Genomic DNA, 26,764 nt, shown 5'->3' on the forward strand with positions numbered 1-26,764 from the left:
AGAAATCACTAAAAAGTTCAGGGGTGGGAGCTGTGGCTTCCACCCCTTTTCTTTTGGGTCTTTCCCGTATCTCTGTAAGGTGGGGCCATGTTGAAGCACCGTTTTACCCGCGCTCTTTCGCTTGATCCGCAACGGCTGCATTTCGCGGGGCACAGCCACCATCTTTGGCCGGATGTTACCTTCGATGCCCAGGTGAGGGCCTGGGCCGAGGCCAACCATTATGCCGACCGCAAATGGGACCTGATCTTCGCAGAAGTCATTCCGGCGGCGCAGGGGCATGTGGCAAGGCAGTTGGGACTGTCATCCCCCGATAGTGTCGTCTTCACGTCCAACACCCATGACCTGCTGTTGCGCGTCGTCTCGGCCGTTGAAAAGAAGCCGGTGCGCATCCTGTCGACGGACGGCGAGTTTCATTCCTTCCGCCGTCAGGCCGAGCGCTGGGAGGAAGCGGGAGACGTTGTCGTTACACGCATCCCCCTGGCCCCCATCGAGACCTTCGAAGACCGCTTCTTGCAAGCTGCGCAGGCGGGCGGGCACGACCTGATTTTCGTCAGTCAGGTCTTCTTCCGCACGGGTCAGTTGAGCGGCGGTATGGAGGCGCTGGCCGCGCTGTCACAGCCTGCGGGCCCTTGGGTGGTCATCGACGGCTATCATGGCTTCATGGCGACGCCGACAGACCTGTCGCCCATCGAAGACCGCGTCTTCTATCTGGCGGGCGGGTATAAATATGCGATGGCTGGCGAAGGGGCCTGCTTCCTGCATGCTCCGCCGGGGTTCGGGCCGCGTCCCGCGGTCACGGGCTGGTTTGCGGAGTTCGGTGAACTGGAAGGGCCCGCGGGCGGTGTCGGCTATCGCACCGATGGCGGCCGCTTCTGGGGTGCCACCTTTGATGTCAGTGCGCTTTACCGGTTCAATGCCGTGCAGGACATGCTGTCCGAGGAAGGCGTTTCGGTGACCGACATGGCCGCGCATTCACGCGGACTGATGCAAACGTTCCAGACGGCCTTGCAAGATGCCGACGATACGATCTGGGCCGAGGCCGAGTGGCTGAACCCTGTAGATGGCGACGGGCCGCGCGCCAGATTCCTCGCCATTCGTCATCCCAAGGCTGCCGACATTCGCGCCCGATTGATCGAGCACCATGTCATCACCGACGTGCGCGACGATGTGATCCGCTTCGGGTTCGGCCCCTATCAGGACGAAGGCGACGTCAAGCGGCTGATCGACATCTGCGGTACGATCTAGGCCCTAATAGAAGAGCGACTCCGCATCCTTCTCGGCCTTGGGCGGGGCCGTATTCAGCTCGCGCGGCGCGGGCCTCGGCCTCGTCGTTTGCGGACGTGTCGCTTGGGGGCGAGGTGCGGCCGCTGGACGTTCGCTTTGAGACTGTACGGTTTCGGAACTGATGCCCGCGCCGACGTCCCCCGGTAGCAGAGGCGAAGGCGTGCGGTATTCGCTGCCTTCGCTGTTCTCTGACTGTTCCGGCCATTCGACACGCGGATCCTCGCTGTAGTTCAGGCGAGGATAGCGGTCGTCGAAATCATCGGCTTCGTCGGGGCGCGCGTCATCGTAGGCAGGCGCTGGCTCAGGCGATGGAGCCAGCGGGCGAGCCATTCCCTCGCCAGTGAGCCGCAAGGCATAGCGCGCTTCATTGACGGCGGCAGGACGCTGGCACAGGCACGCTGCAAGCTGGTTCGCTCCGTCGCGCCAAATAATCAGGGGGAAGCGGTCGTCCTTGGCCCCGTGGCCGACCCGCTCCATCAGGGTTCGGGACAAGGCCGCAGCTTCTGCGCGCACGGCGAGGCGTCGAGGCGATACGGCGACGGGCTCTATGCCAATGGCGGTCCAGTGCTCCGCGCGCATCGACATCCACTCGGCCAGAAGGTCGATATTTTGGGTGAGCCACAACTCGGCCACGGTCGCATCCTCGGCAGCACCGCCATGCCCGGACGGGACCATAATGACGCGAACCTCGCGGCCTTGCTCGGCCAGTTCTATCGCGTCGTTGAGCAGCCATTCTTCCAGACGGGGCGCGGAACGCGGAGCGATGACATAAACGGGGCGCTCACCCCTGTTCAGCGAAATATAGGGAGCCGATGCCAGCAGGGCTTCGAGCGGAGCTGGATCATTGACGACGTGCAGGGGTTGGTTGCGCGCCGAAAGGCTCCACCATCCCATAATACCGACGCCCGCCAGCAACAGTCCCAGGCCAACACCCGCGATCACTGCGGCAGCGATCTTCCTGTTCGCGCTCTTACCGGCCAAGTTCGGCCACCAGATCCGTCACAGTCCTGCGCACAGCATCCGGATGCGTCATGGGGAACAGGTGCCCTCCCCCTTCGACGGTGGAAATCTTTAGATCCCGTCCGGCGCTAGGCCGGATGGTCCCGCATAGGCTGCCATGCTCGGCGCGCAGAATACGGACCGGCCCTCTATACTGTCGAAGAGCGCGCCACGGATTGTGGGCTTGCGACGAATAGTTGGACGCTTCCCATTGCGGCGAGCATGCCAGTTTCACGCCATCTGCCGTCTCAAGCAGGCCATCGGCCAGATAGTCGCGAAGAACTTCGTCGGGCCATCCCTTGAAGGCCCCGCGCCCCTTCCAGGACGCAAACGCCTGATCACGGGTCTCGAAAACCGAACGCCGACGCAGGGTGGATTTGACGATCGAACTTTGTGCGACGACGCGGTCCAGAACCGGTAGCTGGAAAGCCGCCACGGTGGGCTTGGGCCAGATGACCGGATCGAGCAGCAAAAGTCCTTTGACGCGATCCGGTACCTGAGCGGCGGCCAAGAGGCTGCTGGTACCCCCGATGGAATGGCCGCCTAGCAAAAGCGACGGACTGTCGGTCGCCTCGATCAGGCTGATCAGATCATCGCGGTGATCGTGCCAGTTGCGCCGCCCCATAGTCTGGGGTGGCAGGTTCGAGCGCCCGTGCCCGCGAAGATCGGGGGCCCAGATGCGAAACTGTTTGGCGAGTGGCAGCAAAAGCTGCCGATACGTCATGGCGTTAAAGCCATTGGCGTGGGCAAACACCATGTCAACCGGACGATGGCCCGGACCGAAATCCAGCACCGCCATATCGCCTTCGCCCCATCGGTTGCGGATGGGGACTGTCAAACGCCGCGGCTGGGCGGCATCGCTACCGTCCATCAAGCCGACACCTGACAGTGAGCGCATTTGCCGTGGCCCTCGATCGTGGTGTGCTGGATGTCATAGCCGGCCGCCTTGGCCGCCGCGCCGAGACCAAGTTCGCTCAACGGAACAGCCACTTCAGCGGTCGAGCCGCAGCAATCGCAGATAAGGAAGGCCGCCGCATGGGCGCGTACATCATCTCCGTGCGCGGAGCAGGCCACATAGGCGCTGATGGAAGCAATGCGATGCACCGCCCCGCGTCGCTCCAGAAACTCCAGCGCGCGATAGACGGTCGGGGGCTTGGCCGCCTCTCCGTTTGCACCGAAACGCGCAATCAGATCATAGGCTTTGACCGGCTCGCCTGCGGTCAGCAGCAGTTCGAGAACGCGGCGACGCGGAGCCGTCATCCGCTCGCCCTCCGAGACGCATGACGCCTCGACACCATCCAGAATGCGCTCGACCTCGCCCGCGGAGCGGGCCTTGTCGAGGTGGTCGTGATCACAGGGCGAGTTCATGACACAGAGCTAAGGTTTCCGACGGCTCGTCGCAACCTGATTGACGTCCGGGACTAGGCGTCAGCACGAAATCGTGGTTCACAAATACCCTTGCTCGTTTGCCGTTCACCTCACGTTGGGCTAGAACGCGCCTCCTTTCTGTCCAGAAGATCAAAAGTTTCTATGACCGACACCACTGCTCAAGACGCTGGCAACCTGGCCGGCAACGTTCTCTTCTACTCGCAACCCGAGCCGCTGTCGGTGGAAGCCCACGGCAAGCTGGGCGTGACCTCGGTTGAAAAGCCGTACGCCTTCGTCGGCCAGACCAACATCGTTCCGGTGACGGTAACGGAGTTCGCTCCGGCGGCTCTGTCGTACCCGGTCATCTTCGTGGGCGAGACCAAGCAACCGGTCGTCGCCATGGGCCTGAACGCCAACGACAACCTGTTCGTGACCGACGGTGAATTCCGTGCGGACGCCTACATCCCGGCCTACGCCCGTCGTTATCCGTTCGTCTTCGCCAACGATGACGTGCAGCAGCGCCTGATCCTGTGCATCGATCGTGCTGCACCGTACTTCGTTGAAGGTGGCGACACCCCGCTGTTCGAAGGCAATGAGCCGAGCGCCTACGTCAAGAACGCGATGGAGTTCTGCAACAACTTCGAACAAGAGCGCCTGCGCACCGAGTCGTTCGTCAAGCTGCTGACCGAACTCGACCTGTTCGAAGTGCGTGAAGCCACCTTCACCCCGCGCAACGCCGACGGCAGCCTGGGCACCGTCCAGAAGCTGGCCGAGTACTTCGCCGTCTCGGAAGACAAGCTGAAGAAACTGCCTGCCAAGAAGCTGGTTGAACTTCGTGACAACGGCGCACTGGGCCAGATCTACGCCCACCTCGTTTCGCTGGCTGGCTGGGATCGTCTGATCGCCATGGCTCTGACCCGCGCGAACGCAGCGCCTGCCAACGCCTAATCGGCGCTGGCCTCTGAATGAAGAACGCCCCGCAGACAGACTGCGGGGCGTTTTTTATTGTCGCGATACCAGTGCCCGCGTCAGGCAGGAAAAGACCAGCCGTCCCGCCTCGTCCAACAGATCCTGCTGGGCGATGACCACGCCCTTGGAATCGCCTACCGGATCCTTGCCCATGATGGTCACCCGACCGCGCAGCAGTTCGCCCACCGGCGGGTTGCGCATGAAGCGGACACCATCAACGGCCAGAAGCTTGAAGCCCGACCAGCGCGAGCACACATCCTGACTGAGGCGGCACCACAGGGCATACACCATGGGATCCGGTGCGCCGTAGCCTTCGTCCCAACCCGGCAGGAAACGCTCGACAAAGACCTTTAACGACGCCTCGTCCACAGCCACGACGCCGGTACCCAGCACCTGACCGATTTCGATCTGTTCGAAAGTCACGTTCAGCAGATCGCCCATAACATCACCCTCCAGCGAAGGCCCATGTTGCCCCGCTACCCGCCCCTGTCGAGCGCAAAAAGAAAGGGCGGCCCTAAGGCCGCCCGAAGTCGCATCATCGAGAAATGAGGTGCGTACCACCGGACGGGAACTCACATTCACGTCCACCAGCACGCAACATCACAACGTTATCGGATAATCGTCGGTTCCGTCGATGAAAATCAGCTGCGTTGTGCCGGATGGAAGAACAGGGCCTGGCTGATAGCGGCCTTTACGGTTTCCGGCTGGAACGGCTTGGTGATGAGGAAGGTCGGTTCGGGACGTTCGCCCGTCAGCAGACGCTCCGGGAAGGCCGTGATGAAGATCACCGGTACGTCCAGGCTTTGCAGGATTTCCTTCACCGCATCGATGCCCGACGAACCGTCGGCCAGCTGGATGTCGGCCAGAACCAGACCCGGACGGTGCTGACGAACGGCCTCGACAGCTTCGGTGTGGGTTGCCGCCGTGCCGGTGACGCGGTGACCCAGTTCGCGGACCAGGCTTTCGATGTCGGCAGCGATGATGGCTTCGTCTTCGATAATGAGGACGTCGGTCGCCAGTTCGGCATCAATGTCGGCTTGAGCCTGAGAAATCAGACGCTCGACAGCCGAGACATCGATATCCAGAATCTGGGCCGCCTCGGACGGCGTGAAGCCTTCCAGCGACGTCAGCAGGAAGGCCTGACGCGAAGCCGGCGAAATCTTCATCAGACGACGCGCGGCATTGTTCTCGTCGGACGACGCAGCAGCAGAGTCATGATCCTCAAGCTGGGCCCCCGTGGAGGACCAGATGGCATGGAAGATGTGGTAAAGGGCTACTCGTGGCGTCATGTCGGCCGGAAGTTGACGCTCGCCTGCAGCAAGCGCCTCAAGGGCAACACGGACGTAGTGATCACCGGTAGATTGGTCACCGGTCAAAGCACGCGCAAAACGCCGAACATACGGAAGGTGTGGCGCTAATCTTGCCAGAAGGCTCATTCTGGAAATCCCCGATGTCGTTGACGGACAATTCAGCCATACGACGGAAAGGTTAAACGAAGAACCTTAGCCGCAGTTCCAACCTTTACCGTACGTTTTACATATTTCAGCTAGGGTGCCGGAACAGTAAAGCCTGTAGACGCGTTAAGCACACATACGTGTCCGGCCGAGCAGGGTCGGAGCGGGGGACGGTCCGAGAGTTTATGTCTGAAAAATCTCAACTTCTTAGCCAGGCAGGCGAGCCTGACGACCTCGATCTCGATGAAGCGAGACTGAGGCAACAAGCCATCGGCGTTAAGCTGCGTCACATCTTTGACGAGGTTGTCAACGAACCGGTGCCGGATGAGTTTCTTGCCATCCTGCGACGAGCGGACCAACGCGACAATACAGGTGGGGCATGACATCAACCGGCGCGGCTCCCAAGCCGCCCTCCGCGGATGACGACGGCTTCAAGAAAGAACTTGTCGCCCTCATCCCCCACATTCGCGCCTTTGCCCGTACGCTGACGGGCGATCCTACCGCCGCCGATGATCTCGCCCAGGAGGCGATGATGAAGGCGTGGGATGCGCGTGCGTCCTATCAGATGGGCACGAACATGAAGGCTTGGACCTTCATGATCCTGCGCAACCAATTCTATTCGGAAAAGCGTCGCTCGTGGCGTTCGACCCAACTGGATCAGGAAGCTGCGGAACGCACACTGATCGCGGTGGACGATCCGGAGGCACCAGTGGCTCTGGACGAGCTGCGTATGGCGCTGCAAACCCTTCCCGAAGAACAGCGCGAAGCGCTTATTCTCGTGGGGGCCGGTGGCTTTGCCTATGAAGAGGCGGCAGCGATCTGTGATTGCGCGGTCGGTACGGTCAAGAGCCGTGTCTCGCGCGCCAGAAAGGCACTGCTGGCGGCGCTGGAGCGTGGCGGTTATGCCCGTGACGGCAAGGCCGCAGGCGATGCCATGCGCTCCATTTTAGCCGACGCAGATCGGCTAAGCGGTGCCTCGCGAGAATAGGATGGTGCCGCAGGTCCTGCGGAGATGGCTGGGGGGCACCAGCGACACACGCCGCCGCAAGCGCATCGAGGGTATCCGCGCGCGGCTGGGGCTAGCCATGGCCGTGGCCCTGCTGCCGTTCATATTGCTCGGCCTGATACAGGTCCGGGGTGAATATCTGCAGCAAATAGAGGCGCTGCAGACGGATCTGCAGACCTCTGCCGAAAACAGCGTGCGTGACGCTGAGTCGACCTTCGACCGCGTCAGTGTGCTGTTGGGACTGATTGCGCCTGAAGGTAAGAGCTTCGACTGCAACGGGCGTTTCAGCGGTATTGTCCGTGCCATCGACGACGTCAAAGACCTCTATAGATTTGATACCGCAGGACGGACCGTCTGCGCGTCCAACACCCAGAGTGCCGAGCCGTTCGCTCAAGTCACCGAGCGCTGGTGGTTCCGGTCGCTGGCGCGCGGCGAAAGCCACCGGGTGGTGGCACTGGATGGAGAAGGCGAAAATAGCCGACTGATCCTTGCGCAGCGCGCGACGCGCCCGCTTGGCGGCTTTGACGGGGTGCTGGTCGCTACTATTCCCACCTCGGTCCTGACACCGGCGACGAATGACCCTGCCCTGCCCCCAGGGGCCAGCATGGCCCTGTTTGACGCCGATGGCCGCTTATTGACGTCCAGTCAGGGGGCCGCGTTTGCCCCTGCTGTCCCCGATCTGAAGGCGTGGCTGCAATCCCAGTCCAGCGGCAGGAGCGAAATCCTGCGCGCCAAGGGCGTAGATGGAGCCAACCGCCTTTATGCCGCCTCGCGTCTGGAAGGCCAGAACGTCTATGCCGTGATATCGGCCCCTTCGGCCTCTCCGTGGTTCTGGGCGCGTAACAATCCTATCCGGTTCCTGATGCTGCCGCTGGCGGCATGGTTGACCGCTTTTGCGGCCGTCATGCTGGCCTCGGAACGGATCATTATCCGCTGGTTGGACTATATGGACCGGATCGCCGCCATCTATGCGCGCGGCCGCTATACGATCCGCCCTGTTCAGGCCGAGAACGCTCCGTCGGAGATACGCCACCTCGCCAAGACTATGGACGAGCTGGCCGACAACATCACCCGACGAGATGCCGCCCTAACCGAAGCCCTGCAGGAAAAAGACGCCCTGCTGCGCGAAATCCACCACCGCGTGAAGAACAACCTGCAGATCATCTCGTCGCTGCTCTCCATGCAGCAGCGGGCTGTCGACGACCCTGCGGCCCGCTCGGCGCTGGGTGACACGCGCCAGCGGATATCGGCCTTGGCGCTGATTTATCGGACACTTTATCAGGGCGAGGATATTCGACACGCCGAGGCGGAAGTCTTCCTCACAGAGTTGGTCGGCCATCTCGTGGCGTCCGAATCCCTGCGTGGCCCTCTGGTGAAGAGCTCTATCGAGGCCGATCCGCTCAACATCGATCCTGAAAAGCTGGCTCCTATGGCGCTATGGCTGGTTGAAGCCATTTCCAACGCCCAGAAGCATGCTTTTGCCGGACGAGGTGGAGAGCTGAAGGTCCGTTTCCGCGTGAACGGCGATACCAGTACGCTGGAGGTCGAGGACGATGGTCCGGGTATGGGCGAAGCGAACAATGGGGTGGGTTTGACCCTCATGACGGCTTTTGCCAAGCAACTGCGCGGCACGGTGAGTACAACGGTGGCCCCGAGCGGGGGGACGCTTGCCACTCTGGTCTTCCAGACGCCGAAGCTGGAAGAGCATACCGCAGCGTCCACCTTCTGACTCGTGAGCCGTCCCGCGCCGGACAGCGGAACCAGATTGGGGGCGCGACGTTTCTTTCCCAGGCCGAATTGCCGATGAATCATTGGGAGATACGTGATGCGTAAACTCGTTGTACTGGCAGTCGTTGCTGCCGCTCTTACCACCTCGGCATGCAACACCATTCAAGGTCTGGGACGCGATACCCAAGCCGCCGGTAACGCTGTTGAAGGTGCTGCTCGGGACGCCAAGAACTAAGGTCGCGACCAGGCTACAGCTTTTGTAAGCGTAAGCATTGTTAGGGGCTCTTTCCGTTGGAAGGAGCCCCTTTTCGCGGCCGGAATCCAGCCCCGGTGCGTGTGTGACCTGTAAAAAGCCACGGACTTCGGTCATAAGGCGCGCATGAAGTTCCTCGATCAGGCAAAAATCTATATCCGCTCCGGTAACGGCGGCGCGGGATCCGTGTCGTTCCGACGCGAGAAATTTATCCCGAACGGCGGTCCCGATGGCGGTGACGGCGGCAAGGGCGGCGACATCTGGATTGAAGCCAAGGATGGCCTCAACACCCTGATCGACTATCGCTATCAACAGCATTTCAAAGCCCCGACCGGTCACCATGGTCAGGGCCGCCAGATGCACGGCGGCAAGGGCGAGGACATCGTTCTTATGGTCCCCGTCGGCACGCAGGTGCTGTCTGAAGACAAGGAAACTGTCCTCGTCGACATGGACAAGGCCGGCAAACGCGTGCGCCTGTTGGCTGGTGGCAATGGCGGCTGGGGTAACACCCGCTTCAAGGGTCCGGTCAACCAGGCCCCGACCCACGCCAATCCGGGCCAGGAAGGCCAGGAGATGTGGATCTGGCTGCGCCTGAAGCTGATCGCCGACATTGGTCTGGCGGGTCTGCCGAATGCGGGCAAGTCAACGTTCCTGTCGGCCGTGTCTTCGGCCAAGCCCAAGGTGGCGGATTATCCGTTCACCACTCTGGTGCCAAACCTTGGTGTGGTTGACCTGTCGCCGACCGAGCGTTTCGTGATTGCCGACATCCCCGGTCTGATCGAAGGGGCCAGCGAGGGTGCGGGCCTTGGCACGCGCTTCCTTGGCCACGTCGAACGCTCGGCCAGCCTGATCCACCTGATCGACGGCACGCAGGAAGATGTTGTGGGTGCCTACAACATCATCCGTGGCGAGCTTGAAGCCTACGGCGACGGTCTGGCGGACAAGGCGGAAATCCTTGCCCTGAACAAGATCGACTCCCTCACCGAGGAAGAGCGCATCGAAAAGGCCGATGCGCTCGAAGCCGTGGCCGGACGTCGTCCGCTGCTGGTCTCCGGCGTGTCGGGCGAGGGCGTGACCGAACTTCTTCGCGCTGCCTATGCCGAGGTGCGCAAGCTGCGCGGCGACCTCAATGTGGTCGTCGAAGAGGAAGACGACACCGTCTATGAGACCCCGGGTGGCTGGTCGCCGCTTTAGTCGGTCCCTGCCCCTGATGGTTTTCAAACCCCGTTCCGTCGAAAGACTGGACGGGGTTTTGTTTGCCGGATGACGACGGCCCTGAGGCACCCTATTGTAGTGGCATGACCGAAGCGACCACCGACACCGCCGCCGCACCAGAAACCTCTGCCACGGACAAACCCGTGCGGCTTTGGATGATCGATGCCTCGGCCTATATCTTCCGGGCCTATCACGCCCTGCCGCCGCTGACACGCAAGTCCGACGGCCTGCCGGTCGGTGCGGTTCAGGGCTACTGCAACATGCTGTGGAAGCTGTTGAAGGACACCAAGGGCGAGGATGGCCCGACCCACCTGGTCGCCATTTTCGACCACTCGGAAAAGACGTTCCGCAACGATCTTTATGATGGCTACAAGGCCCACCGCCCGCCTGCACCCGAGGACCTTGTGCCGCAGTTCCCGCTGGTGCGCGAAGCCACCAAGGCTTTCGGCGTACCCTGTGTCGAACTGGCCGGCTATGAGGCCGACGACCTGATCGCCACCTATGCCTGCAAGGTGCGCGATGCGGGCGGCGAAGCGATCATCGTGTCGTCCGACAAGGACCTGATGCAGCTGATCGGCGACGGCGTCGTCATGTGGGACCCGATGAAGGACCGCGTGCTGGCCGAAGAAGCCGTCATGGAGAAGTTCGGCGTTGCCCCGAACCGCGTGGTCGATGTTCAGGCCCTGATCGGCGACAGCGTCGATAACGTACCGGGTGCCCCCGGTATCGGTCCCAAGACCGCTGCCCAGTTGATCGGCGAGTACGGCGATCTCGACACCCTGCTGGAGCGGGCTGGAGAGATCAAACAACCCAAGCGCCGAGAGACCCTGATAAATTTCGCGGACCAGATCCGCATGTCGCGCGAACTGGTCAAGCTGACGTGCGATGCGCCTGCTCCCGAGCCGGTCGAGGACTTTGTCCTGCGCGATCCCGATCCCGCTGTACTGGCCGACTTCCTCGAGACGATGGAGTTCCGTTCGCTGCTGCGCCGTGTCGGCGATGGCAAGACAACGGACAACGGCACGTCGGCCTTTGCACCAAAGCGCGCTGTGCCGATTTCGGCTCCCGTGGCGACCCCGCGCTATGGCGACACCACCGTAGCCGCCGATGCCCAGACTTTCGACCGCAGCGCCTATGAGTGCGTGACGACCATCGAGGCGCTTCAAGCCTGGATTTCGCGGGCGCAGTCGTCGGGCGTGGTGGGGTTTGACACCGAAACCGACTGCCTTTCCTCGACCCACGGCGAACTGGTCGGCCTGTCGCTGGCCATCGGTCCCAATCAGGCCTGCTATATTCCGCTGGCCCACGAGAACGAGCCCTCGGCGACGGGCGGCGGCCTGTTCGGTGACGAGCCGTCCGAGGCTGCGCCGGTCGTTCAAATCGACCGCGCCGAAGCTCTGGAAGCGCTCAAGCCGCTGCTGGAAAACCCTGCCGTTCTGAAGGTCATGCAGAACGGCAAATACGACATCACCGTCATGGCGAACTACGGGATCACCGTGGGTCCGATAGATGACACCCTGTTGCTGTCCTATGTGCTGGGTGGAGGGTTGCACGCGCATGGCATGGACGAACAGGCCCGCCACCTGCTGGGCCATGAATGCATCCCGTTCAAACAGGTTTGCGGCACCGGCAAGAGCCAGAAGTCGTTCAAACATGTCGAGCTGAAGGCTGCGACTGAATACGCGGCTGAAGATGCCGATGTAACGCTTCGTCTGTGGCAAATCCTCAAACCGCAGCTGGCTGAACAGGGCCTGCTGACCGTCTATGAGACGCTAGAGCGCCCGATGCCTGCGGTTCTGTCGGATATGGAACTGGCGGGGGTCCGCATCGACCCCGCCCTGCTGCGCCGTCTGTCCAGCAGCTTTGGTCTGCGTATGGACGAACTGGAGAAGAAGGCGCACGAGATTGCGGGCCGCCCCTTCAATATCGGCAGCCCCAAGCAGATCGGCGAGATCCTGTTTGGCGACATGAACCTGCCGGGTGGCAAGAAGACCGCCTCGGGCCAGTGGGGCACCGATGCATCGGTTCTGGAAGAACTGGCGCTGACGCACGGTCTGCCACGCGCCATCCTGGACTGGCGCCAGCTGGCCAAGCTTAAGAGCACCTATACGGACGCCCTGCTGGAGGCGATGGACCCGAAGACAGAGCGCGTGCACACCAGCTATCAGCTGGCTGCCGCCTCGACGGGCCGCCTGTCGTCGTCCGATCCGAACCTTCAGAACATCCCGATCCGCACCGAGACGGGCCGCGAAATCCGTCAGGCCTTTATCGCGCGTGACGGCCATGTGCTGATCAGTGCGGACTACAGCCAGATCGAACTTCGCCTTCTGGCCCACATCGGCGACATCCCCGAGCTGAAGAAAGCCTTCAAGGCCGGCCTCGACATTCACACCGCGACCGCTTCGGAAATGTTCGGCGTGCCGATCGAGGGCATGCCGTCCGAGACGCGCCGCCGCGCCAAGGCGATCAACTTCGGTATCGTCTATGGCATCTCGGCCTTCGGTCTGGCCAACCAGCTGGGCATCGATCAGGGCGAGGCCGGTGCCTATATCAAGACCTATTTCGAGCGCTTCCCCGGCATCCGCGACTACATGGATCGCATCAAGGAGACGGTGAAGCGCGACGGCTATGTCTCGACCATTTTCGGTCGCCGCATCCACATTCCGGCGATCCACTCCAAGTCGGGTGCCGAGCGCCAGTTCGGCGAGCGGGCGGCCATTAACGCCCCCATTCAGGGCGCTGCTGCCGACATCATTCGCCGCGCCATGATCCGCATGCCGCAAGCCCTCAAGGATGCTGGCCTGCAAACCCGCATGCTGCTGCAGGTGCACGATGAACTGGTGTTCGAAGCGCCCGAGGCCGAGGCCGAACGGGCGCTGAAGATCATCAAGTCGGTGATGGAGAAGGCGGCTGAACCGGTCGTTGCCCTCAGTGTCCCGCTGGAGGTCGAAGCCAAGGCTGCGGCCAACTGGGATCAGGCGCACTGATCTGAACGACCGCAAAAAAGAGGGCGTCCGGTTGATCCGGACGCCCTTTTAGTTTGGGCTTTGGCCTGCGCTATTAGCGCTTGTAGTTCAGGCCGATCGAGAAGCGGCGGCCGAACGGGTCGAGGTTGGAGTAGAAGCTTCCACCCACCCATACCGGCGGCTCTGCATCGAACATGTTGACGACACCGGCACGCAGGGTGAGGTCATCACGCACATTGTACCGAACCGTCAGATCGTTCCGCATGAAGTTCTCCAGACGGTGATAACGGGCCTCGCGGTTGTCCCAGTTGGTGACCGTACCGGTGCGGCGGTTCAGGTCCTGTGCCGACTGCCAGTCCGCCGTCCAGCTCAGGGAGAACTTCTCGTTCGGACGCCACGTCAGTGTCGAGGCAAAGCGAACGCGCGGATAGAAGACGCCGCCTTCAGACGCTGTGTAGTCCGCAGGGTTGTCGATGTTGTTGAAGTTCTTTTGCTCGATCAGCCACGAACCGTTCAGGCTGTGATCCAAGCGGCCCAGATCACGACCGGCGAAGTTGCTGAGATCCCAGTGGTAGCGGGTCGTGAAGTCCAGACCCCGGACTTCGCGCTTGGCGTAGTTCAGGGAGTCCTGAACAAACGAGGTGATCACCATCCGGTCGTCACGCGGCGTTGCCGGATCGTCGACCGGCGAGCGCGTCACGCGATCGCAGTTCTGGGTGACCAGAGTGCCTTCTGGACCGGACACGCACAGACCGACGTTGGTCCCGACACCCACGGCGGCGATGACCTGATCAATCGTGATCTCGTAATAGTCGAGAACCAGCTGGAAGTTCGGGATGAATCGCGGCTGGGCCACCACCGAGAAGGTGAAGGATTTAGACTCTTCCGGCTGCAGGCTTTCATTGCCTTGGTTAAAGCCGGCGACACTGGATGGATACTCCGGACGGAAGGCGTTCGGCGCATTCGGATCGGTAAAGTTGAAGGTGCCCGGAACGAAGCCAAGACCTTCGGCCAGAAGCTGACAGTTTGCGGCGCGGCGCTGTTTCACTTCATCGTCGATGATGTTGTTGACTTGGCGCGAGTCGCAAACGTCGGTCGGCTGGGCAAAGGTCTGGGTCGCTGGCGCATAGTTTTCGCTCAGCGAAGGCGCGCGAACCGAGGTATTGAAGCTGGTCTTGAAGGCCAGATCCTGGATCGGGCGATAGACGAGGTTCACACCGTAAACATCGCTCTTGCCGAAGTGCGAGAAGTCCGAAGCGCGGTACGACGCAGTGAACTCGGCATAGTCACCCAGCACGCTTTCACGGAAGAGGGGGATGCTGACTTCGGCAAAGCCTTCTTTCACCGAATAGTCGCGGTAAAGGAAGTCAGGACCGGTATTCGACATCAGCCAGCGGCCAGCGGTCGTCCGGTCGCGGCCGGTACCTTCGGTCGCTTCTTTACGCCATTCGCCGCCAAGGGCCAGACCAATCGGGCCCGCACCCCAGAAGTCCCAGAGTTGGCCAGACACGACACCCATGACGTCGTGTTGCTCGTTCATCTGGTCGACGACGATTTCCGAGCGGACATAGTTCAGCGCTTCGGCCGACTGGTTGCCTTCGCCGAAGATGTTCAGCGGCACGCACTGTTTGATGTCGGGATCATCGGCACCGATCTGGGCGGGACCAACGCCTTGGCCGGTCAGCGGATCGAACGGGTTCCGGTTGGTCACCAAGCCCCCGTTCGCAGTGGCCAGTTGTACGCGGCAGACAATAGCGCCCGGCGTGCCGAGGGTCCCCAGCGTGTCCACAACCGAGTCCAGCGCGTAGCTGAACCGCTCGCCATCAACAGAGCGCTCGTAGTTCTTGTTGTCGACGCGGCCATAGGTATAGCCGATGTCCCAGTTCAGGTTCTTGATGAAGCCGAGTTGCTCGATCTCGCCGTCCAGCGAAATGACATAGCGCTGCAGTTGCTTTTCGTTGTGCTGCGGGCGCGGCAGGGTCCAGGCCGAATAGCGGGCAAACGGCATGGCCGTCGAAGTGCTGAGCACACCGCCATAAGGCACGCCGCCCGCGCAGCCCGCAGCGGTCAGGCAGTAAACCGGCTGGCGGTTATTGACGATCGCATCGCGCAGATTTGCGGGCAGGAAGGCATTGTCCAGACGGGTCAGGAAGGCCGAGGGACTGCTGGTCCGCGCACTAAGGATCTGGGCCGAATTGGTGGCCGAACCCACATTGCCGATATAGACGTCGGCAAAGACAAAGCCGGTCGCGAGGTCGGTCGTCTCGTCTGCGTATTTGGCTTCAAGGTGCAGATTGACGCTGTCTGTCAGTTTGAGGTTTGCACCGGCCTGGAACAACACACGCTCGCTGGCGGGGTAGATCGCATCGACGTTGAACGTCGTGTTCGGGTTCAGACCATCGCCGCCGACATTTGTGACGCGGTTGGTACCGGTCTTTTGAACCCAGTCACCAAAGTTGGCCAAACGCGCGGTCGTGCCATCAAAGACCCACGTGCGAGTGGGGGCCACGCCGTAACACATCGACTGGGTGATGCTGGTGGTGCACTGGGCCGAGGGCGAGATGAGCGGATTATTTAGCGGGCTGGGTTGATAGTTACCCGCCAAGGTGACCTGCCCCCAATGCACGAGCTGGAGCGAGCGGAGGTCGCGATAAAGTGCAGCGTCCCACACTCCGTCTGCCGGTGCGGCCGTGGGATCGGCATCATTGCCGGTGAAGCCCCAGCCTCGAGCCAGCCAGTCGATATCCTCGCCGTCCAGACGGTCGCCTTTTTCGTACTCGCCATAACCATACAGGTTCAGGCGCTCGTCGAAGAAGTTGCGACCGACCAGACCCGCGATGCGGTACTGCATCTGTCCGTCCTGATTGATCTGGGCCGCACGGGCATCGATCTCGATACCTTCAAAATCTTCGCGCAGAGTGTAGTTCAGCACGCCGGAAACCGCGTCCGCACCATAGATCGACGATGCGCCGCCGGTGACGATTTCGACGTTTTTGAGCAGCAGGCGGGGAATAACGTCCGAGTCGACCGACAGCGAACCCGCAGCCGAGCCAACGTGGCGGCGTCCGTTAACAAGGGTCAGAGTACGGCCCGCACCCAGCGAGCGAAGGTTCGGCAGCGACAGGCCGCCTGCATTCAGCACACCTGCGGTCGTGTCAGACGGAACTTGAGAGTTCATCAGGGCGGGAATGGTCGCCAGATATTCGATAACCGAGCTTTGGCCGGTCTCAAGAAGTTCGTCCTTGCTGATCTGTATCAACGGCGTAGGTGCGGTAGCCGGGTCACGACGAATACGCGAGCCTGTAACGACAACCTCCTGGACCCTAGTGACCTCTTCTTCGGGTTGGGTTGTGGTGCTCTGGGCGTAGGCCGGCATGGCCATGGCCGCAGCACTGACAATCATTGTCGAGCTTAGCAGCGCGTTTCGCATGGTGATCATGAGTCTCTCCGACCGGTCCGACACCGGCATGTCTAGTTACAGACACAAGTTAGACACATTCACTGCCCGCCATCCACCCTCAAGAATTACGGGTTACTTCAAAACACTCCGATAATACTGCAAAGTTTATTGTCACGCTTATCTACGATAACCGGTTTATATTGGTTATTGTCCAGGCATCATATATTTGGAATATTTAAACAATCATCGTTATCTACAGGTGTTGACTTTTGTACTGTAACGCTTGATTTTGAATAAAATACACCGCGCAGTTTGGGGTCAAAGAGTCTGATATTAGTTCCACGAGTTGCCAAAAAACATCACAGGATTAGATCATGGCGTTAGACATTAACATCATCGATAACGATAACCTCCACCGTTACGAGTTGGAGATTGACGGTCAACTTGCGTACGTCGAGTACAACAACGTTGCGGGGGGCCGTCTGGTATCCAAGACACTGGTTCCGCCGGAACTGGAAGGACGCGGCATTGCCTCGCGTCTGGCCAAGCACGTGCTGCAGGATATCCGCGACAAGGGGCTTAAAATCCTACCCACCTGCACCTTCTTCGCCGCCTATATCCAGAAGCATCCGGACGAGTACCGCGATCTGGTTCAGGACGGTTACAAGGCTGTTCTGGGCCTCTGATCCGGTCAGGACCAAGGGCGGGTTCGCTTTCCCGCCCGACGCCTGCTAGGGCAGGCGAATGAAGAACAACACCCTAGATGTCCTGATCGTCGGTGCCGGTGCCGCCGGTATGATGTGCGCTATCGAAGCGGGCAAACGCGGTCGCCGCGTGCGCGTGATCGATCACGCCAAGGCACCCGGCGAGAAGATACGCATCTCGGGTGGTGGTCGCTGCAACTTCACCAATCTGGGTATCCATCCCGCCGCCTATCTGGGCGAGAACCCGCGCTTTGCCCTGTCGGCGCTGAAGCGGTTTACGCAGCACGACTTCATCAAGATGGTCGAGCGCCACCGCATTCCGTATCACGAGAAAACGCTGGGCCAGTTGTTCTGTGACGATAGCGCCAAGGACATCATCAAGATGCTCACCGACGAGATGCGCGCCGCAGGCGTGACCTTGTCGCTGAACCTTGGGGTCAAACAGATCACCAAGTCAGGCACACTTTACAGCATCGATCTGGATGATGGCTCGCGCGTCGAGGCGCAGTCGGTTGTCATCGCGACGGGGGCCAAATCGATCCCCAAGATGGGCGCGACCGGCTGGGCCTATGAGGTGGCACGACAGTTCGGTTTGCGCGTAACCGATACGCGCCCCGGACTGGTACCGCTAACGTTTGATCCGGTTTTGCTGGACAGCCTGAAGCCGCTCGCCGGTGTGTCGCTGGACGCTGTGGTACGCCACAAGGCTCCGAACGATGCGGCTGCGGGTCGCCCCGCCAAGCCGACCGAGTTCCGTGAAGGCCTGCTATTTACGCACCGCGGCATATCCGGTCCGTCTATCCTCCAGATCAGTTCCTACTGGCGCGAAGGCGAGGCCATTAGCGTCGATATGGCACCGGACAAGGATGTCGCTGCCTTGTTGCTGGAAGCCAAGAACGACAACGGCAAACAGATGGTCCACACGGCGTTGGGCCACATCCTGCCGCGCCGTCTGGCCGAGGTGCTGTGCGAGCGCGCGGGTCTGAAAGGCAAGCTGGCCGAACAGGGCGACAAGAAACTGCGCGCTCTGGCTGAAAGCGCCAATGCTTGGAGCGTCAAACCCGTTGGTTCCGAGGGCTATCGTACGGCTGAAGTTACTCTGGGTGGTGTCGACACCACCCAGCTGGACCAACAGACGATGGAGGCCAAAGACGTGAAGGGCCTCTATTTCATCGGCGAGGCCGTCGACATCACCGGCTGGCTCGGCGGCTATAATTTCCAATGGGCGTGGTCGTCCGGCTGGGTCGCCGGTCAGAGCGTCTAAGGCACCTGCGACCCGTTGGCGCGTTGTGTCTTCGGGTCAGCGTCCCTAGCTGACCCCGTGCGGGACGGGCCCCTCTGGTCCGGCAAGTGCCGGATGATGTCGGCCCGCATCAAGGCGAAAGGACCCCCATGCCTCTTTTGATGTGCCCCAACGATAATGCGTCCATGCAGACTCTGGACCGCAACGGTGTGCAGTTCGACATGTGCCCGACCTGCCGTGGTGTCTGGCTCGATCGCGGCGAGCTAGAAAAGCTGATGGAAAGCGCGACCAATGACGGGCGAGCCGCAGCCCAGGCCTCGCAGCCGGCTGCCCCGCAACAACCTGCGTGGGGCCAACAACGCCCGCAGGAGCCGTATCGCAGCCGCGATGACGACTATCGCCGCCACAAGGAAGACGAGCGCTATTACAAGAAGAAGAAGCGCCTCGACATCTTCGATATCTTTGACTGAGCCCTAGCCCCCGACGCCGGCGGCTTTAAGCATCGGCATCATGTCCTTGAATGTCTCGGGCGAGGTGCGCATCAGGTCACGCCCTTCGGTCGAACGGATCAATCGCATCGCTTCCTGCTTGGCCAGATCGCCCAGCGGGCCAAGGGGTGCGGCCTCGCCCGTGGCAATCTTGAGCAGGATCGAAACCTTCTGTCCCAGTGCGACAGGGGCCTTGCAGATTTGCGGGATCAGACGCGTTTCCTCGGCAATCTTCAAGGCGAGGCGTCCCAAGGTGTCGACCGCGCCCTCGGCATCCTTGCCGGTGAGGCCTGCCGTCTCGATATTGCGCTGAAGACGTCGCAAGGCGGCCAGCTTTTGCGTCGGCGGCACGCCTTGGGCGCGCATTTCGGCCTCGAAGCGAAGTGACGAGACGCAGGCTTCCAGCCAACGAGCAGCGGCCCGCTTGCTGGCCCCGCCCGTGACGTTGTCACTCAGGCGCGCCAGACGCTCGGCCTCGGCCAACACCGTCGGGCAATCCTTCACGAAGGCGGCAACGAAATCTGCGGTCACCAGAGAGCGCGAGCGTTCGATAAAGGCATTCTGGACCTCTTCGAGCGTCAGCAACCGCCCCGCGGTTGCCGTCAGCGACATGGCCAAGGCGCGCAGAATATTGATCTCGCCCTCGGCGTCACCGGGGCAAAGGCGTCTCTGGCTGGTCAATTCCCCCAGCACCATCTTCGCCAACGCCGCCGCCACCATTGGGAAGTCGCCCGCCGCCAACCTCTGGCCCAGCCGCGCCGCTGGACCATCGACCGGCGGGACCAGAAGGCTGAGACGCGGATCGTGCGAGATGACCATCGCCACCTCTGCCGGCGCAACCATGCGCACCACAGCCGCCAGGGTCGCCCCTTGATCCAGTGCCGGGCCGAATAGATCCGGCATGTTCCATCGCGCAGCCAGCATTTCGCACAGCACCTGCTCGATAGGCACCATGATCATGGCGCGAACCGGCCCCGATTCAGGAGCCTTGTCACACATATCCAGCAGAGCGCCCAGACGCGCACGCGCGCCGCGCAGACCCTGCAGGGCCGATGCAATACTGCCGCCCATGCGGAAGGCTCGGTCGGGATTACCCTGAAGTTTCTCGGCGATCTGGGTGATTGATTCTTTTGCAGGGTCGGCGAACTCGCCCTTACGGCCCGCCTTGACCACCCGCTCGACGGCCTGATCGGACAGTTTTTGATAGATGCGGATCAGGCCGTGCAGGTCCTGCCCCGTGCCCTGCGCTTCGGGGACGGCGACCTTCTGGATCGCGTGCTGGACCTCGACGCCCGAGGCATCGAGCCGCTCTGCCAGCACCGGCGAATGCAAGAGTTCAAATGCCGTCACACCCTGGCGGCGAAGCCAGTCTTCGAGCACGGCGTTGAGCGTTTCGCGCGCATGGACTGTGTAAAGATCGGCGGGAGCGCGGCATGCGGGGCCGGCGGGTGCCTCGACCTTGGCGCTCTTGCGCACCGGATCGGGCGCGCCCAGCCGCAGGACGCTGACGCTGGCAAACTCCATCGTGGCCGGATTGAGCGTTTCTTTGGTGACCTTGACCGAGGCAGCCCGTTTATCGCGGATCAATTCCTCGGCAGTTTCAATGGCATGACGGCGATCCTCGCTCGCCAGATGCAGTGTCCAGTTCGCATTAGGCGTTTTGCGAGCATAGATTTCGTAGTGAACCGGACCGGCCATGGTGTTCCTGGGAAGAGAAGGTCACCCACTATGCCAGAAGGGGTTTAAGGCATAGTTTCGCAACTGCGGCACACAGAGCACTTGCAGCAAATCATAAAAGCCCCATTTCATGTGGCCCTAATCTGCCTTAATCATAACGAACGGTACCGCTGGCCGTGCGTTATAGACGGCAACCCGCCCCGCGTTCGTTCGCAAGGAGAAGCCCTTGGCTAACATCACCCTGGTCGATGACGACGAGAACATCGTCGCTTCCGTTTCCCTGGCGCTGGAAAGCCATGGCCATAAGGTAACCGCCTATCATGACGGTGCCTCGGGTCTGGAAGCGCTGGAAAACTCTCCTCCGGATCTGGCGATCCTGGATGTGAAGATGCCGCGTATGGACGGCATGGAAGTGCTGCGTCGTCTGCGCCAGACTTCGAACATTCCGGTGATTATGCTGACGTCGAAAGACGAGGAGATCGACGAGATTCTCGGCTTCAACCTTGGTGCCGACGACTATATGCACAAGCCGTTCAGCCAGCGTCTGCTGATCGAGCGCGTGAAGGCCCTGCTGCGCCGCGCGGGCGTTGAGGGTCTGGACATGGCTGATGCCTCGGCGGCCAGCGATGCCAACAAGGCCATCAAGCGTGGCCCGCTTTCGATGGATCCGGCGCGTCACGAATGCACGTGGGAAGGCAAGCCGGTCAAACTGACCGTGACCGAGTTCCTGCTGCTGCAAGCTTTGGCCCAGCGTCCCGGCTTCGTGAAAAGCCGCGATAACCTGATGGATGCCGCCTACGACGACCAAGTATATGTCGACGACCGCACCATCGACAGCCACGTCAAGCGCATGCGCAAGAAGTTCCGCATGGTTGATCCTGAATTCGACGCGATCGAGACCCTGTATGGCGTCGGCTACCGCTACCGCGAAGCCTAAGACTGACAAGCCGCGCAGGCGCTTCCGTTTCGGCGGATCGCGTCTGGGCGGCTTTATGCTGGCCCTCAATCTTCTGAGTCTGCTGATCCTACTCGGCGGGGCTCTGGCCCTGAACGAGTGGAGCCGCGGGCTGATCAATGCCCGTCAGGAATCCCTGACGGTGCAGGCCGAACTGCTGGCTAACGTTCTGGGTGAACTGGGTATTACCCAGGGCGACCCCTACCCTGCCCTCGACGACCGCGCGGCAGCCTTCTGGCTGCGCGACAACTTCATTCCGGTGGGCCAACGCGCGCGTCTGTTCGATGCCGACGGTATTCAGGTCTCCGATTCCTACAACGTCTCCGACACCATACCGGGCGAGCCTTTGCCTCCCGCCAAACCCGCGGGCACGCCGGTCGAGCCTGCGGTTGATCCGGCCGTCATCGAAGAGGCTCGCTCGACGGCCGACACCGCCTTGGCCGCCGAGGTCGAACGCGCTCTGCAAGGCGAATCCCAAGCCACGATCCGCCGCAACGAAGAAGGCGAGAACGTCGTCTCGGTGTCTCTTCCCGTACGCCACGTTCAGCAGGTACTGGGCGTTCTGACGCTGGAAGCCGGTGATGTGAACGCGACGCTGGCTGCCCAGCGCCGCGCGCTTATGCCATTTGCGTTTGTCGCCTTGGCGGTGAACCTGTTCGCATCGCTGGTGCTGCATCTGTTTGTCGCCCGCCCTGTGCTGCGTTTGTCGGCAGCGGCGGATCAGGTCCGCCTGCAGCGCGCCCGCGCCATCTCCCTGCCGGATCTGACGGCGCGTAAGGACGAGGTTGGCGGTCTGGCGCGTGCGCTGGAGAGCATGACCGACACCATGTCCATGCGTATGGACGCCATCGAACGCTTTGCCGCCGATGTCTCGCACGAGATCAAAAACCCGCTGACGTCGATCCGCTCGGCGCTGGAAACCCTGCCATTGGTCAAGACCGAGGAGCAGCGTCAGCGCCTGACCAATCTGCTTCAGAACGACGTCCGGCGCCTTGATCGTCTGATCACGGATATTTCCAACGCCTCGCGTCTGGATGCCGAATTGTCTCGCGACCGTCCGCGCCAGATCGATCTTGGCGACCTGTTGAGCGACATCGTCAGCGTCTATGAAAACAGCATGCGTGAAGGCGACATTCCGGTACGCCTGATCAACACTGCGGGCTCGGCCATCCATGTCGTGGGTCGCGATACGCCGCTGGGTCAGGTGTTCCGTAATCTGATCGATAACGCCCGCTCGTTCAGCCCTGCAGGCGGCGAAGTGCGCGTGATCCTGGAGAAAGACGATAACGCCGACTTCTGGCGTGTTCGGGTCGAGGATGACGGCCCCGGCATTCCGCCCGACAACCTCGAGACCGTGTTCGAGCGTTTCTATACGTCGCGCCCCAAGGGTACGGCGTTCGGGACCAACTCGGGTCTGGGACTGTCGATTGTGCGCCAGATTGTGAAGGCGCACGAAGGTTCGGTATTTGCGGTGAACCGCACCGACGGCGAGCAGGTTACCGGCGCGACCTTTACGGTGCGGCTGCCCAACGCCGCGCGACGCGGCTGATGGCACCGACGGTGCATGCCACGGCCATCGCTCTGCGACGCAACGGCGCATGGCATGGCGTCTTGCTACGCGGACCGTCGGGTATCGGGAAAAGCGATCTGGCCTTGCAGCTGATAGAACGCGGGGCGCGTCTGGTTGCCGATGATCGCGTTTGTGTCTGGGCCAGCCAAGGTGCGCTTTATGCCCGCTCGCCAGAGACAATTGCCGGATTAATCGAGGTTCGCGGGGTCGGCATCTTGCCCGTCGCGCCTCTCGATTGCGCGAGGGTTTCGATAATTGTTGATCTGATTCAAGAGGTCCCCGAGCGCATGCCCGTGGCTGATCACGACGTGCTTCGCGCGATAGCGGTACCTCGACTTCGGCTTAACCCGCGCCCTGCGTCTTCATCGACTGTCGTCGTACGAGCCATAGAGGCCCTTTAACCCTTAGGGGTTTGGCATTAAGACATGGGTTTGCGGAGGGGCTAACGGCGTTTGACGCCAGTGCACCCTCCTTCTGTTTGACGGGTTTGGACCTTATTGGTGTTGCCTTCATGATCGGTCTGGTGATCGTCACCCACGGGGGCCTGGCCTCGGAATTTATCGCGGCGATGGAACACGTCGTCGGCCCGCAACGCGGGGTCGCGGCCATCTGCATTGGCCCTGATGACGACATGGAGCGTCGCCGGCAGGACATTCTGGACGCCTCGGCTGCGGTCGATTCCGGCAACGGTGTCATTCTACTGACCGACATGTTCGGCGGTACACCGTCCAATCTGGCCATTTCAGTGATGGAGCAGACGAAGGCCGAGGTCATCGCCGGTCTCAACCTGCCCATGCTGATTAAACTGGCCAGTGTACGTCAACGCGAAACGCTGGAGGCCTGTGTGGCCCACGCGCAGGATGCAGGGCGCAAATATATCTCCGTGGCTTCCTGGGTTCTGGCGGGGGAAAAATGAGCCAAAGCGCGAAAGCGACGCTGTCGATCTGCAATCAGCGCGGACTTCATGCCCGCGCTTCGGCCAAGTTCGTGAAAACCGCTTCGGAGTTTGATTCCAAAATCCACGTCAGCAAGGACGGCACCACCGTCGATGCCCGCTCGATCATGGGCCTGTTGATGCTCGGGGCCGGTATCGGCTCGACCATCGACGTGGCCGCCGAAGGCCCCGACGCCGAGGACGCCATGGCGGCGCTGACCGATCTGGTCGAGCGCCGCTTTGATGAAGACCAGTAGGGCTTAAGCCCCCTTCAGCCACTCTTTGATTGCCGCCTGATCTGCATCGGTCATCCAGTGACCAAGGCCGAGCACGCGGTGGCTAACCTCATAGCCCGATTGTGTCAGTTCAGACGTCAGGGCATTGGCCTTATCCATCGGGATCATGTGGTCGGTATCACCCGACACGAGCAGAACCCTGCCCTGCCCGCTCGCCTGCGCCAGATCGCCTTCCAGCACCTTCATACCGCGCAACAGTACGGCCTGGCGGACGCTGTCGGGATAGAGCTGGGCCATGGCACCGATCATGTTCGCGCCGTTTGAATAGCCCAGCAGCAGCAGTTGGTCCGGATCCAGCGCATAGCCGCGAATGGCGCCTGCGAGGAAGGCATTGAATGCCGCAGCCTCGGAACGGATGTCGGCCTGATCGAACTCGCCCGGACCATATCGACGGAACCAGCGGAGGTTGCCTTCTTCGGTCGCGCGTCCCCGCACAGCCAGAATAGCCGCCTTGGGGTTCAGGCGATGGGCCAACGGCATGAGATCGCCCTCGTCGCCGCCCGTACCGTGAAGGACGACGATAGTGCTGCCGTCCATTTCTTCGGGCCAATAGAAGCGGTGAATGAAGGGCAGGTCGCGCTTGGGACAGCGCATCTCGCCGGGTCGTGCGAACTGGGGCAGTCGGATATGCAGTTCCTCGGCCACGTGAGGCATGATCTCGGGCGGGAATTGCAGCGTCTGACCCAGTTGGTCAGCGGGCTCGTCTGCGGTCATACCGGGCGCGTCGGTGGCGTATTCAATCAGCAATCCCGAAGTGTCGCGCACGTATAGTGAAACGAAATACTGGCGGTCATGCACATTGGTCGGACCGTGGTTGATCAGGTCCAGCCGGATCTGGCGCACCGCCTCGATGTCGGGCGCACGGAAGGCAACGTGGTCGGGAACCCCTGCCCCTTTGACCGAGGGCGGGAAGCCTGTGACCGCATGAACATCTACCACGTCGGTGTCCGACTTCAGCCGCGTGATCGCACCCTCGGTCGCCTGAGGCTGATAGCCAAACCGTCCGATAAAGGCCGTGGTTGCCTCGGCGACATCGCTCAGCACCGTGACCCCGCGAATATAGCAAGGCGCAGTGACCGAGCCTGATCCCGTCGCCGCTTCGCTGGCCACCAGTTTGATAATCAGGCCATCGGGGTCCTTCAGCCGCAGCACCGGCTCGCCGAACTCCTTCATCGGGCCTTCGACAGGAATGTTGGCGGAGATGGCTCGCATCATCCACTCGCCCAGACTATCGGCGGGCACGGCAAAAGCGATTTCCGACACCTGTCCCAGCCCTGTACGGCCCCGGCCCGTCGCCTCCCAAACAAGGAAGCTGACCAGAGTGCCCGGACGGCCCTCAGGATCGCCGTAGAACAGGTGAAGTTGCTGGGCATCCTCATAGCCGCCCGTCTGTTTGACGAGGCTGAGGCCGAGGAAGCCCATGTAGAAGTCGACATTGGCCTGAACATCGGCGGTAATGCTGGTGACGTGGTGGATGCCTGTGGTCACGCGGTCTCTCTCAAAAAATGGAGGCCCCGCACTCAAGACACGGGGCCAATATCTCGGACTATTTGCCCGCTTCGCGGTCCAGAACCTTTTGGACAGCCGGATCGGCGGCCAGTCGGTCATGCAGCGCCAGCACATTGGGATACTGGGCGAGATGGCCTTCCAGAAGCTTCTTGCCCCAGCGGATCATGGGGAAGGCATAGGCGTCGATTACCGACTTACTGCCCAATACCCATTCGCGACCTTCGAGATGCGCGTTCAGCGTGGCGAACTGTTTATGCACCAGCGCATGTCCTGCCTCGACAACCTTGGCGCGGGCCTCGTCATGGTCGTCGGTCGTATAGCGATACGGCATGAAGATCGGCCAGAAGGCGGCGTGCATGTCGCTGGTAAAGAAGGACGACCAGCGATGGGCCTCGGCCTTTTCGCGCAGGCTGTCGCCGCCCGTCAGGCCCGCCTCGGGATGTTTGTGCGCCAGATAGTCGAGGATGGCACCGGCCTGTGTCAGCAACCATCCGTCATCCTCGCGAAGCGTCGGCACGGCACCCGCCGGATTGACGGCCAAAAGTTCCGGCGAACCATACTGGACCTTCACCGCCTCGAACGGCGCTCCGATCCATTCCAGAACAATGTGCGGAGCCAGCGAACAGGCTCCAACGGCGTAATACAGCGTCGGCAAATCAGATCTCCTTGGATCGAGGACAGGTTCACCATCAGATGGGACCGCGGGCTCCATCGTAAAACCCGCGCTATGCAGGTTTCGATCAACC

At 61.5% G+C, this 26,764-nt stretch carries 25 protein-coding genes; 16 read left to right on the plus strand and 9 right to left on the minus strand.

Annotated elements, in window-relative coordinates; all coding sequences use genetic code 11:
* Window positions 1–87: 87 nt before the first annotated feature.
* Window positions 88–1,245, plus strand: coding sequence for an aminotransferase class V-fold PLP-dependent enzyme (locus LOX95_RS00855; RefSeq protein ID WP_242912397.1), 1,158 nt, complete (start codon window positions 88–90; stop codon window positions 1,243–1,245).
* Window positions 1,246–1,248: 3 nt separating this feature from the next.
* Here LOX95_RS00855 and LOX95_RS00860 read toward each other — a convergent pair whose 3' ends face one another.
* Genes LOX95_RS00860 through LOX95_RS00870 form a run of 3 tightly spaced genes read right to left on the minus strand, consistent with a single transcriptional unit; the run spans window position 1,249 to window position 3,651 of the window.
* Window positions 1,249–2,265 (minus strand): hypothetical protein, encoded by a 1,017-nt coding sequence (locus LOX95_RS00860; RefSeq protein WP_242912398.1) that lies wholly within the window; start codon window positions 2,263–2,265, stop codon window positions 1,249–1,251.
* Window positions 2,255–3,181, minus strand: coding sequence for an alpha/beta fold hydrolase (locus tag LOX95_RS00865; RefSeq protein WP_242912399.1), 927 nt, complete (start codon window positions 3,179–3,181; stop codon window positions 2,255–2,257). Before LOX95_RS00865 ends, LOX95_RS00860 begins: the two co-directional genes overlap by 11 nt.
* Window positions 3,154–3,651 carry a Fur family transcriptional regulator gene (locus tag LOX95_RS00870; RefSeq protein WP_242912400.1) on the minus strand — a complete coding sequence of 166 codons (498 nt, stop codon included), beginning with the start codon at window positions 3,649–3,651 and terminating at the stop codon, window positions 3,154–3,156. The genes LOX95_RS00865 and LOX95_RS00870 overlap by 28 nt, the downstream gene beginning before the upstream one ends.
* A 162-nt stretch (window positions 3,652–3,813) precedes the next feature.
* On the opposite strand from LOX95_RS00870, the gene LOX95_RS00875 reads away from it, so the two are divergent.
* The gene (locus LOX95_RS00875) at window positions 3,814–4,599 is read left to right on the plus strand and encodes a SapC family protein (RefSeq protein ID WP_242912401.1); all 786 of its coding nucleotides are present in this window, start codon (window positions 3,814–3,816) and stop codon (window positions 4,597–4,599) included.
* A gap of 54 nt (window positions 4,600–4,653) precedes the next feature.
* On the opposite strand, the gene LOX95_RS00880 is transcribed toward LOX95_RS00875, so the two are convergent.
* Together LOX95_RS00880 and phyR are read right to left on the minus strand one after the other, a co-directional pair.
* On the minus strand, window positions 4,654–5,061 hold the full coding sequence (locus tag LOX95_RS00880) for an acyl dehydratase (protein WP_242912402.1): 408 nt from the start codon (window positions 5,059–5,061) through the stop codon (window positions 4,654–4,656).
* Between the two features lie 200 nt (window positions 5,062–5,261).
* Entirely contained in the window at window positions 5,262–6,056 is a 795-nt protein-coding gene (gene phyR, locus LOX95_RS00885) for an anti-anti sigma factor/receiver protein PhyR (protein WP_242912403.1), read from the minus strand.
* Between the two features lie 203 nt (window positions 6,057–6,259).
* Between phyR and nepR the strand changes: the two genes are divergently transcribed.
* From nepR to polA, 6 genes are all read left to right on the plus strand, one after another.
* Entirely contained in the window at window positions 6,260–6,457 is a 198-nt protein-coding gene (gene nepR / locus LOX95_RS00890) for an anti-sigma T factor NepR (RefSeq protein WP_242912404.1), read from the plus strand.
* Complete coding sequence (locus LOX95_RS00895) at window positions 6,454–7,062, plus strand: sigma-70 family RNA polymerase sigma factor (RefSeq protein WP_242912405.1); 609 nt, start codon at window positions 6,454–6,456, stop codon at window positions 7,060–7,062. Before nepR ends, LOX95_RS00895 begins: the two co-directional genes overlap by 4 nt.
* A gap of 1 nt (window position 7,063) precedes the next feature.
* Complete coding sequence (gene phyK, locus LOX95_RS00900; RefSeq protein WP_242912406.1) at window positions 7,064–8,809, plus strand: sensor histidine kinase PhyK; 1,746 nt, start codon at window positions 7,064–7,066, stop codon at window positions 8,807–8,809.
* A 96-nt stretch (window positions 8,810–8,905) separates the two neighbouring features.
* On the plus strand, window positions 8,906–9,043 hold the full coding sequence (locus LOX95_RS00905; protein WP_242912407.1) for an entericidin A/B family lipoprotein: 138 nt from the start codon (window positions 8,906–8,908) through the stop codon (window positions 9,041–9,043).
* Between the two features lie 144 nt (window positions 9,044–9,187).
* Window positions 9,188–10,255, plus strand: coding sequence for a GTPase ObgE (gene obgE, locus LOX95_RS00910; protein WP_242912408.1), 1,068 nt, complete (start codon window positions 9,188–9,190; stop codon window positions 10,253–10,255).
* A gap of 104 nt (window positions 10,256–10,359) precedes the next feature.
* The gene (gene polA / locus LOX95_RS00915; protein WP_242912409.1) at window positions 10,360–13,263 is read left to right on the plus strand and encodes a DNA polymerase I; all 2,904 of its coding nucleotides are present in this window, start codon (window positions 10,360–10,362) and stop codon (window positions 13,261–13,263) included.
* A 73-nt stretch (window positions 13,264–13,336) separates the two neighbouring features.
* Here polA and LOX95_RS00920 read toward each other — a convergent pair whose 3' ends face one another.
* Window positions 13,337–16,681, minus strand: coding sequence for a TonB-dependent receptor (locus tag LOX95_RS00920; RefSeq protein WP_242912410.1), 3,345 nt, complete (start codon window positions 16,679–16,681; stop codon window positions 13,337–13,339).
* 335 nt (window positions 16,682–17,016) lie between these two features.
* On the opposite strand from LOX95_RS00920, the gene LOX95_RS00925 reads away from it, so the two are divergent.
* The 3 genes from LOX95_RS00925 to LOX95_RS00935 all read left to right on the plus strand — a co-directional run bounded on the left by LOX95_RS00925 (window position 17,017) and on the right by LOX95_RS00935 (window position 19,059).
* On the plus strand, window positions 17,017–17,328 hold the full coding sequence (locus LOX95_RS00925) for a GNAT family N-acetyltransferase (RefSeq protein WP_242912411.1): 312 nt from the start codon (window positions 17,017–17,019) through the stop codon (window positions 17,326–17,328).
* Between the two features lie 58 nt (window positions 17,329–17,386).
* Complete coding sequence (locus tag LOX95_RS00930) at window positions 17,387–18,610, plus strand: BaiN/RdsA family NAD(P)/FAD-dependent oxidoreductase (protein ID WP_242912412.1); 1,224 nt, start codon at window positions 17,387–17,389, stop codon at window positions 18,608–18,610.
* Window positions 18,611–18,738: 128 nt separating this feature from the next.
* A complete protein-coding gene (locus LOX95_RS00935; RefSeq protein WP_242912413.1) occupies window positions 18,739–19,059 on the plus strand; it encodes a TFIIB-type zinc ribbon-containing protein in 321 nt (106 codons plus the stop codon).
* A 3-nt stretch (window positions 19,060–19,062) separates the two neighbouring features.
* Here LOX95_RS00935 and LOX95_RS00940 read toward each other — a convergent pair whose 3' ends face one another.
* Window positions 19,063–20,775, minus strand: a complete 1,713-nt coding sequence (locus LOX95_RS00940) for a hypothetical protein (protein WP_242912414.1) — start codon at window positions 20,773–20,775, stop codon at window positions 19,063–19,065.
* Between the two features lie 205 nt (window positions 20,776–20,980).
* Here LOX95_RS00940 and chvI point away from each other — a divergent pair, with 205 nt between their 5' ends.
* The 5 genes from chvI to LOX95_RS00965 all read left to right on the plus strand — a co-directional run bounded on the left by chvI (window position 20,981) and on the right by LOX95_RS00965 (window position 24,470).
* Window positions 20,981–21,691 carry a two-component response regulator ChvI gene (gene chvI, locus LOX95_RS00945; RefSeq protein WP_242912415.1) on the plus strand — a complete coding sequence of 237 codons (711 nt, stop codon included), beginning with the start codon at window positions 20,981–20,983 and terminating at the stop codon, window positions 21,689–21,691.
* A complete protein-coding gene (gene chvG / locus LOX95_RS00950) occupies window positions 21,660–23,258 on the plus strand; it encodes a two-component sensor histidine kinase ChvG (RefSeq protein ID WP_242912416.1) in 1,599 nt (532 codons plus the stop codon). Before chvI ends, chvG begins: the two co-directional genes overlap by 32 nt.
* Window positions 23,258–23,680 (plus strand): HPr kinase/phosphorylase, encoded by a 423-nt coding sequence (locus LOX95_RS00955; protein ID WP_242912417.1) that lies wholly within the window; start codon window positions 23,258–23,260, stop codon window positions 23,678–23,680. The genes chvG and LOX95_RS00955 overlap by 1 nt, the downstream gene beginning before the upstream one ends.
* Before the next feature lie 110 nt (window positions 23,681–23,790).
* Entirely contained in the window at window positions 23,791–24,195 is a 405-nt protein-coding gene (locus LOX95_RS00960; protein WP_242913088.1) for a PTS sugar transporter subunit IIA, read from the plus strand.
* A complete protein-coding gene (locus LOX95_RS00965) occupies window positions 24,192–24,470 on the plus strand; it encodes an HPr family phosphocarrier protein (protein ID WP_242912418.1) in 279 nt (92 codons plus the stop codon). The genes LOX95_RS00960 and LOX95_RS00965 overlap by 4 nt, the downstream gene beginning before the upstream one ends.
* A gap of 3 nt (window positions 24,471–24,473) precedes the next feature.
* Here the strand turns inward: LOX95_RS00965 and LOX95_RS00970 are convergent, their stop codons facing one another.
* Entirely contained in the window at window positions 24,474–25,997 is a 1,524-nt protein-coding gene (locus tag LOX95_RS00970; protein WP_242912419.1) for a VOC family protein, read from the minus strand.
* A gap of 58 nt (window positions 25,998–26,055) precedes the next feature.
* Window positions 26,056–26,673 carry a glutathione S-transferase family protein gene (locus tag LOX95_RS00975; RefSeq protein ID WP_242912420.1) on the minus strand — a complete coding sequence of 206 codons (618 nt, stop codon included), beginning with the start codon at window positions 26,671–26,673 and terminating at the stop codon, window positions 26,056–26,058.
* Window positions 26,674–26,764 lie beyond the last annotated feature (91 nt).

Source organism: Brevundimonas pishanensis (assembly GCF_022750635.1).
Lineage (GTDB): Bacteria > Pseudomonadota > Alphaproteobacteria > Caulobacterales > Caulobacteraceae > Brevundimonas > Brevundimonas pishanensis.

What these genes read in the sequence shown, in the direction of transcription:
- LOX95_RS00855 (WP_242912397.1), top strand. Translation starts at nt 88, where the DNA reads ATGTTGAAGCACCGTTTTACCCGCGCTCTTTCGCTTGATCCGCAACGG.
- LOX95_RS00865 (WP_242912399.1), bottom strand. Translation starts at nt 3,181, where the DNA reads ATGCGCTCACTGTCAGGTGTCGGCTTGATGGACGGTAGCGATGCCGCC.
- LOX95_RS00870 (WP_242912400.1), bottom strand. Translation starts at nt 3,651, where the DNA reads ATGAACTCGCCCTGTGATCACGACCACCTCGACAAGGCCCGCTCCGCG.
- LOX95_RS00875 (WP_242912401.1), top strand. Translation starts at nt 3,814, where the DNA reads ATGACCGACACCACTGCTCAAGACGCTGGCAACCTGGCCGGCAACGTT.
- LOX95_RS00880 (WP_242912402.1), bottom strand. Translation starts at nt 5,061, where the DNA reads ATGGGCGATCTGCTGAACGTGACTTTCGAACAGATCGAAATCGGTCAG.
- phyR (WP_242912403.1), bottom strand. Translation starts at nt 6,056, where the DNA reads ATGAGCCTTCTGGCAAGATTAGCGCCACACCTTCCGTATGTTCGGCGT.
- nepR (WP_242912404.1), top strand. Translation starts at nt 6,260, where the DNA reads ATGTCTGAAAAATCTCAACTTCTTAGCCAGGCAGGCGAGCCTGACGAC.
- LOX95_RS00895 (WP_242912405.1), top strand. Translation starts at nt 6,454, where the DNA reads ATGACATCAACCGGCGCGGCTCCCAAGCCGCCCTCCGCGGATGACGAC.
- phyK (WP_242912406.1), top strand. Translation starts at nt 7,064, where the DNA reads ATGGTGCCGCAGGTCCTGCGGAGATGGCTGGGGGGCACCAGCGACACA.
- LOX95_RS00905 (WP_242912407.1), top strand. Translation starts at nt 8,906, where the DNA reads ATGCGTAAACTCGTTGTACTGGCAGTCGTTGCTGCCGCTCTTACCACC.
- obgE (WP_242912408.1), top strand. Translation starts at nt 9,188, where the DNA reads ATGAAGTTCCTCGATCAGGCAAAAATCTATATCCGCTCCGGTAACGGC.
- polA (WP_242912409.1), top strand. Translation starts at nt 10,360, where the DNA reads ATGACCGAAGCGACCACCGACACCGCCGCCGCACCAGAAACCTCTGCC.
- LOX95_RS00920 (WP_242912410.1), bottom strand. Translation starts at nt 16,681, where the DNA reads ATGATCACCATGCGAAACGCGCTGCTAAGCTCGACAATGATTGTCAGT.
- LOX95_RS00925 (WP_242912411.1), top strand. Translation starts at nt 17,017, where the DNA reads ATGGCGTTAGACATTAACATCATCGATAACGATAACCTCCACCGTTAC.
- LOX95_RS00930 (WP_242912412.1), top strand. Translation starts at nt 17,387, where the DNA reads ATGAAGAACAACACCCTAGATGTCCTGATCGTCGGTGCCGGTGCCGCC.
- LOX95_RS00935 (WP_242912413.1), top strand. Translation starts at nt 18,739, where the DNA reads ATGCCTCTTTTGATGTGCCCCAACGATAATGCGTCCATGCAGACTCTG.
- LOX95_RS00940 (WP_242912414.1), bottom strand. Translation starts at nt 20,775, where the DNA reads ATGGCCGGTCCGGTTCACTACGAAATCTATGCTCGCAAAACGCCTAAT.
- chvG (WP_242912416.1), top strand. Translation starts at nt 21,660, where the DNA reads ATGGCGTCGGCTACCGCTACCGCGAAGCCTAAGACTGACAAGCCGCGC.
- LOX95_RS00955 (WP_242912417.1), top strand. Translation starts at nt 23,258, where the DNA reads ATGGCACCGACGGTGCATGCCACGGCCATCGCTCTGCGACGCAACGGC.
- LOX95_RS00960 (WP_242913088.1), top strand. Translation starts at nt 23,791, where the DNA reads ATGATCGGTCTGGTGATCGTCACCCACGGGGGCCTGGCCTCGGAATTT.
- LOX95_RS00965 (WP_242912418.1), top strand. Translation starts at nt 24,192, where the DNA reads ATGAGCCAAAGCGCGAAAGCGACGCTGTCGATCTGCAATCAGCGCGGA.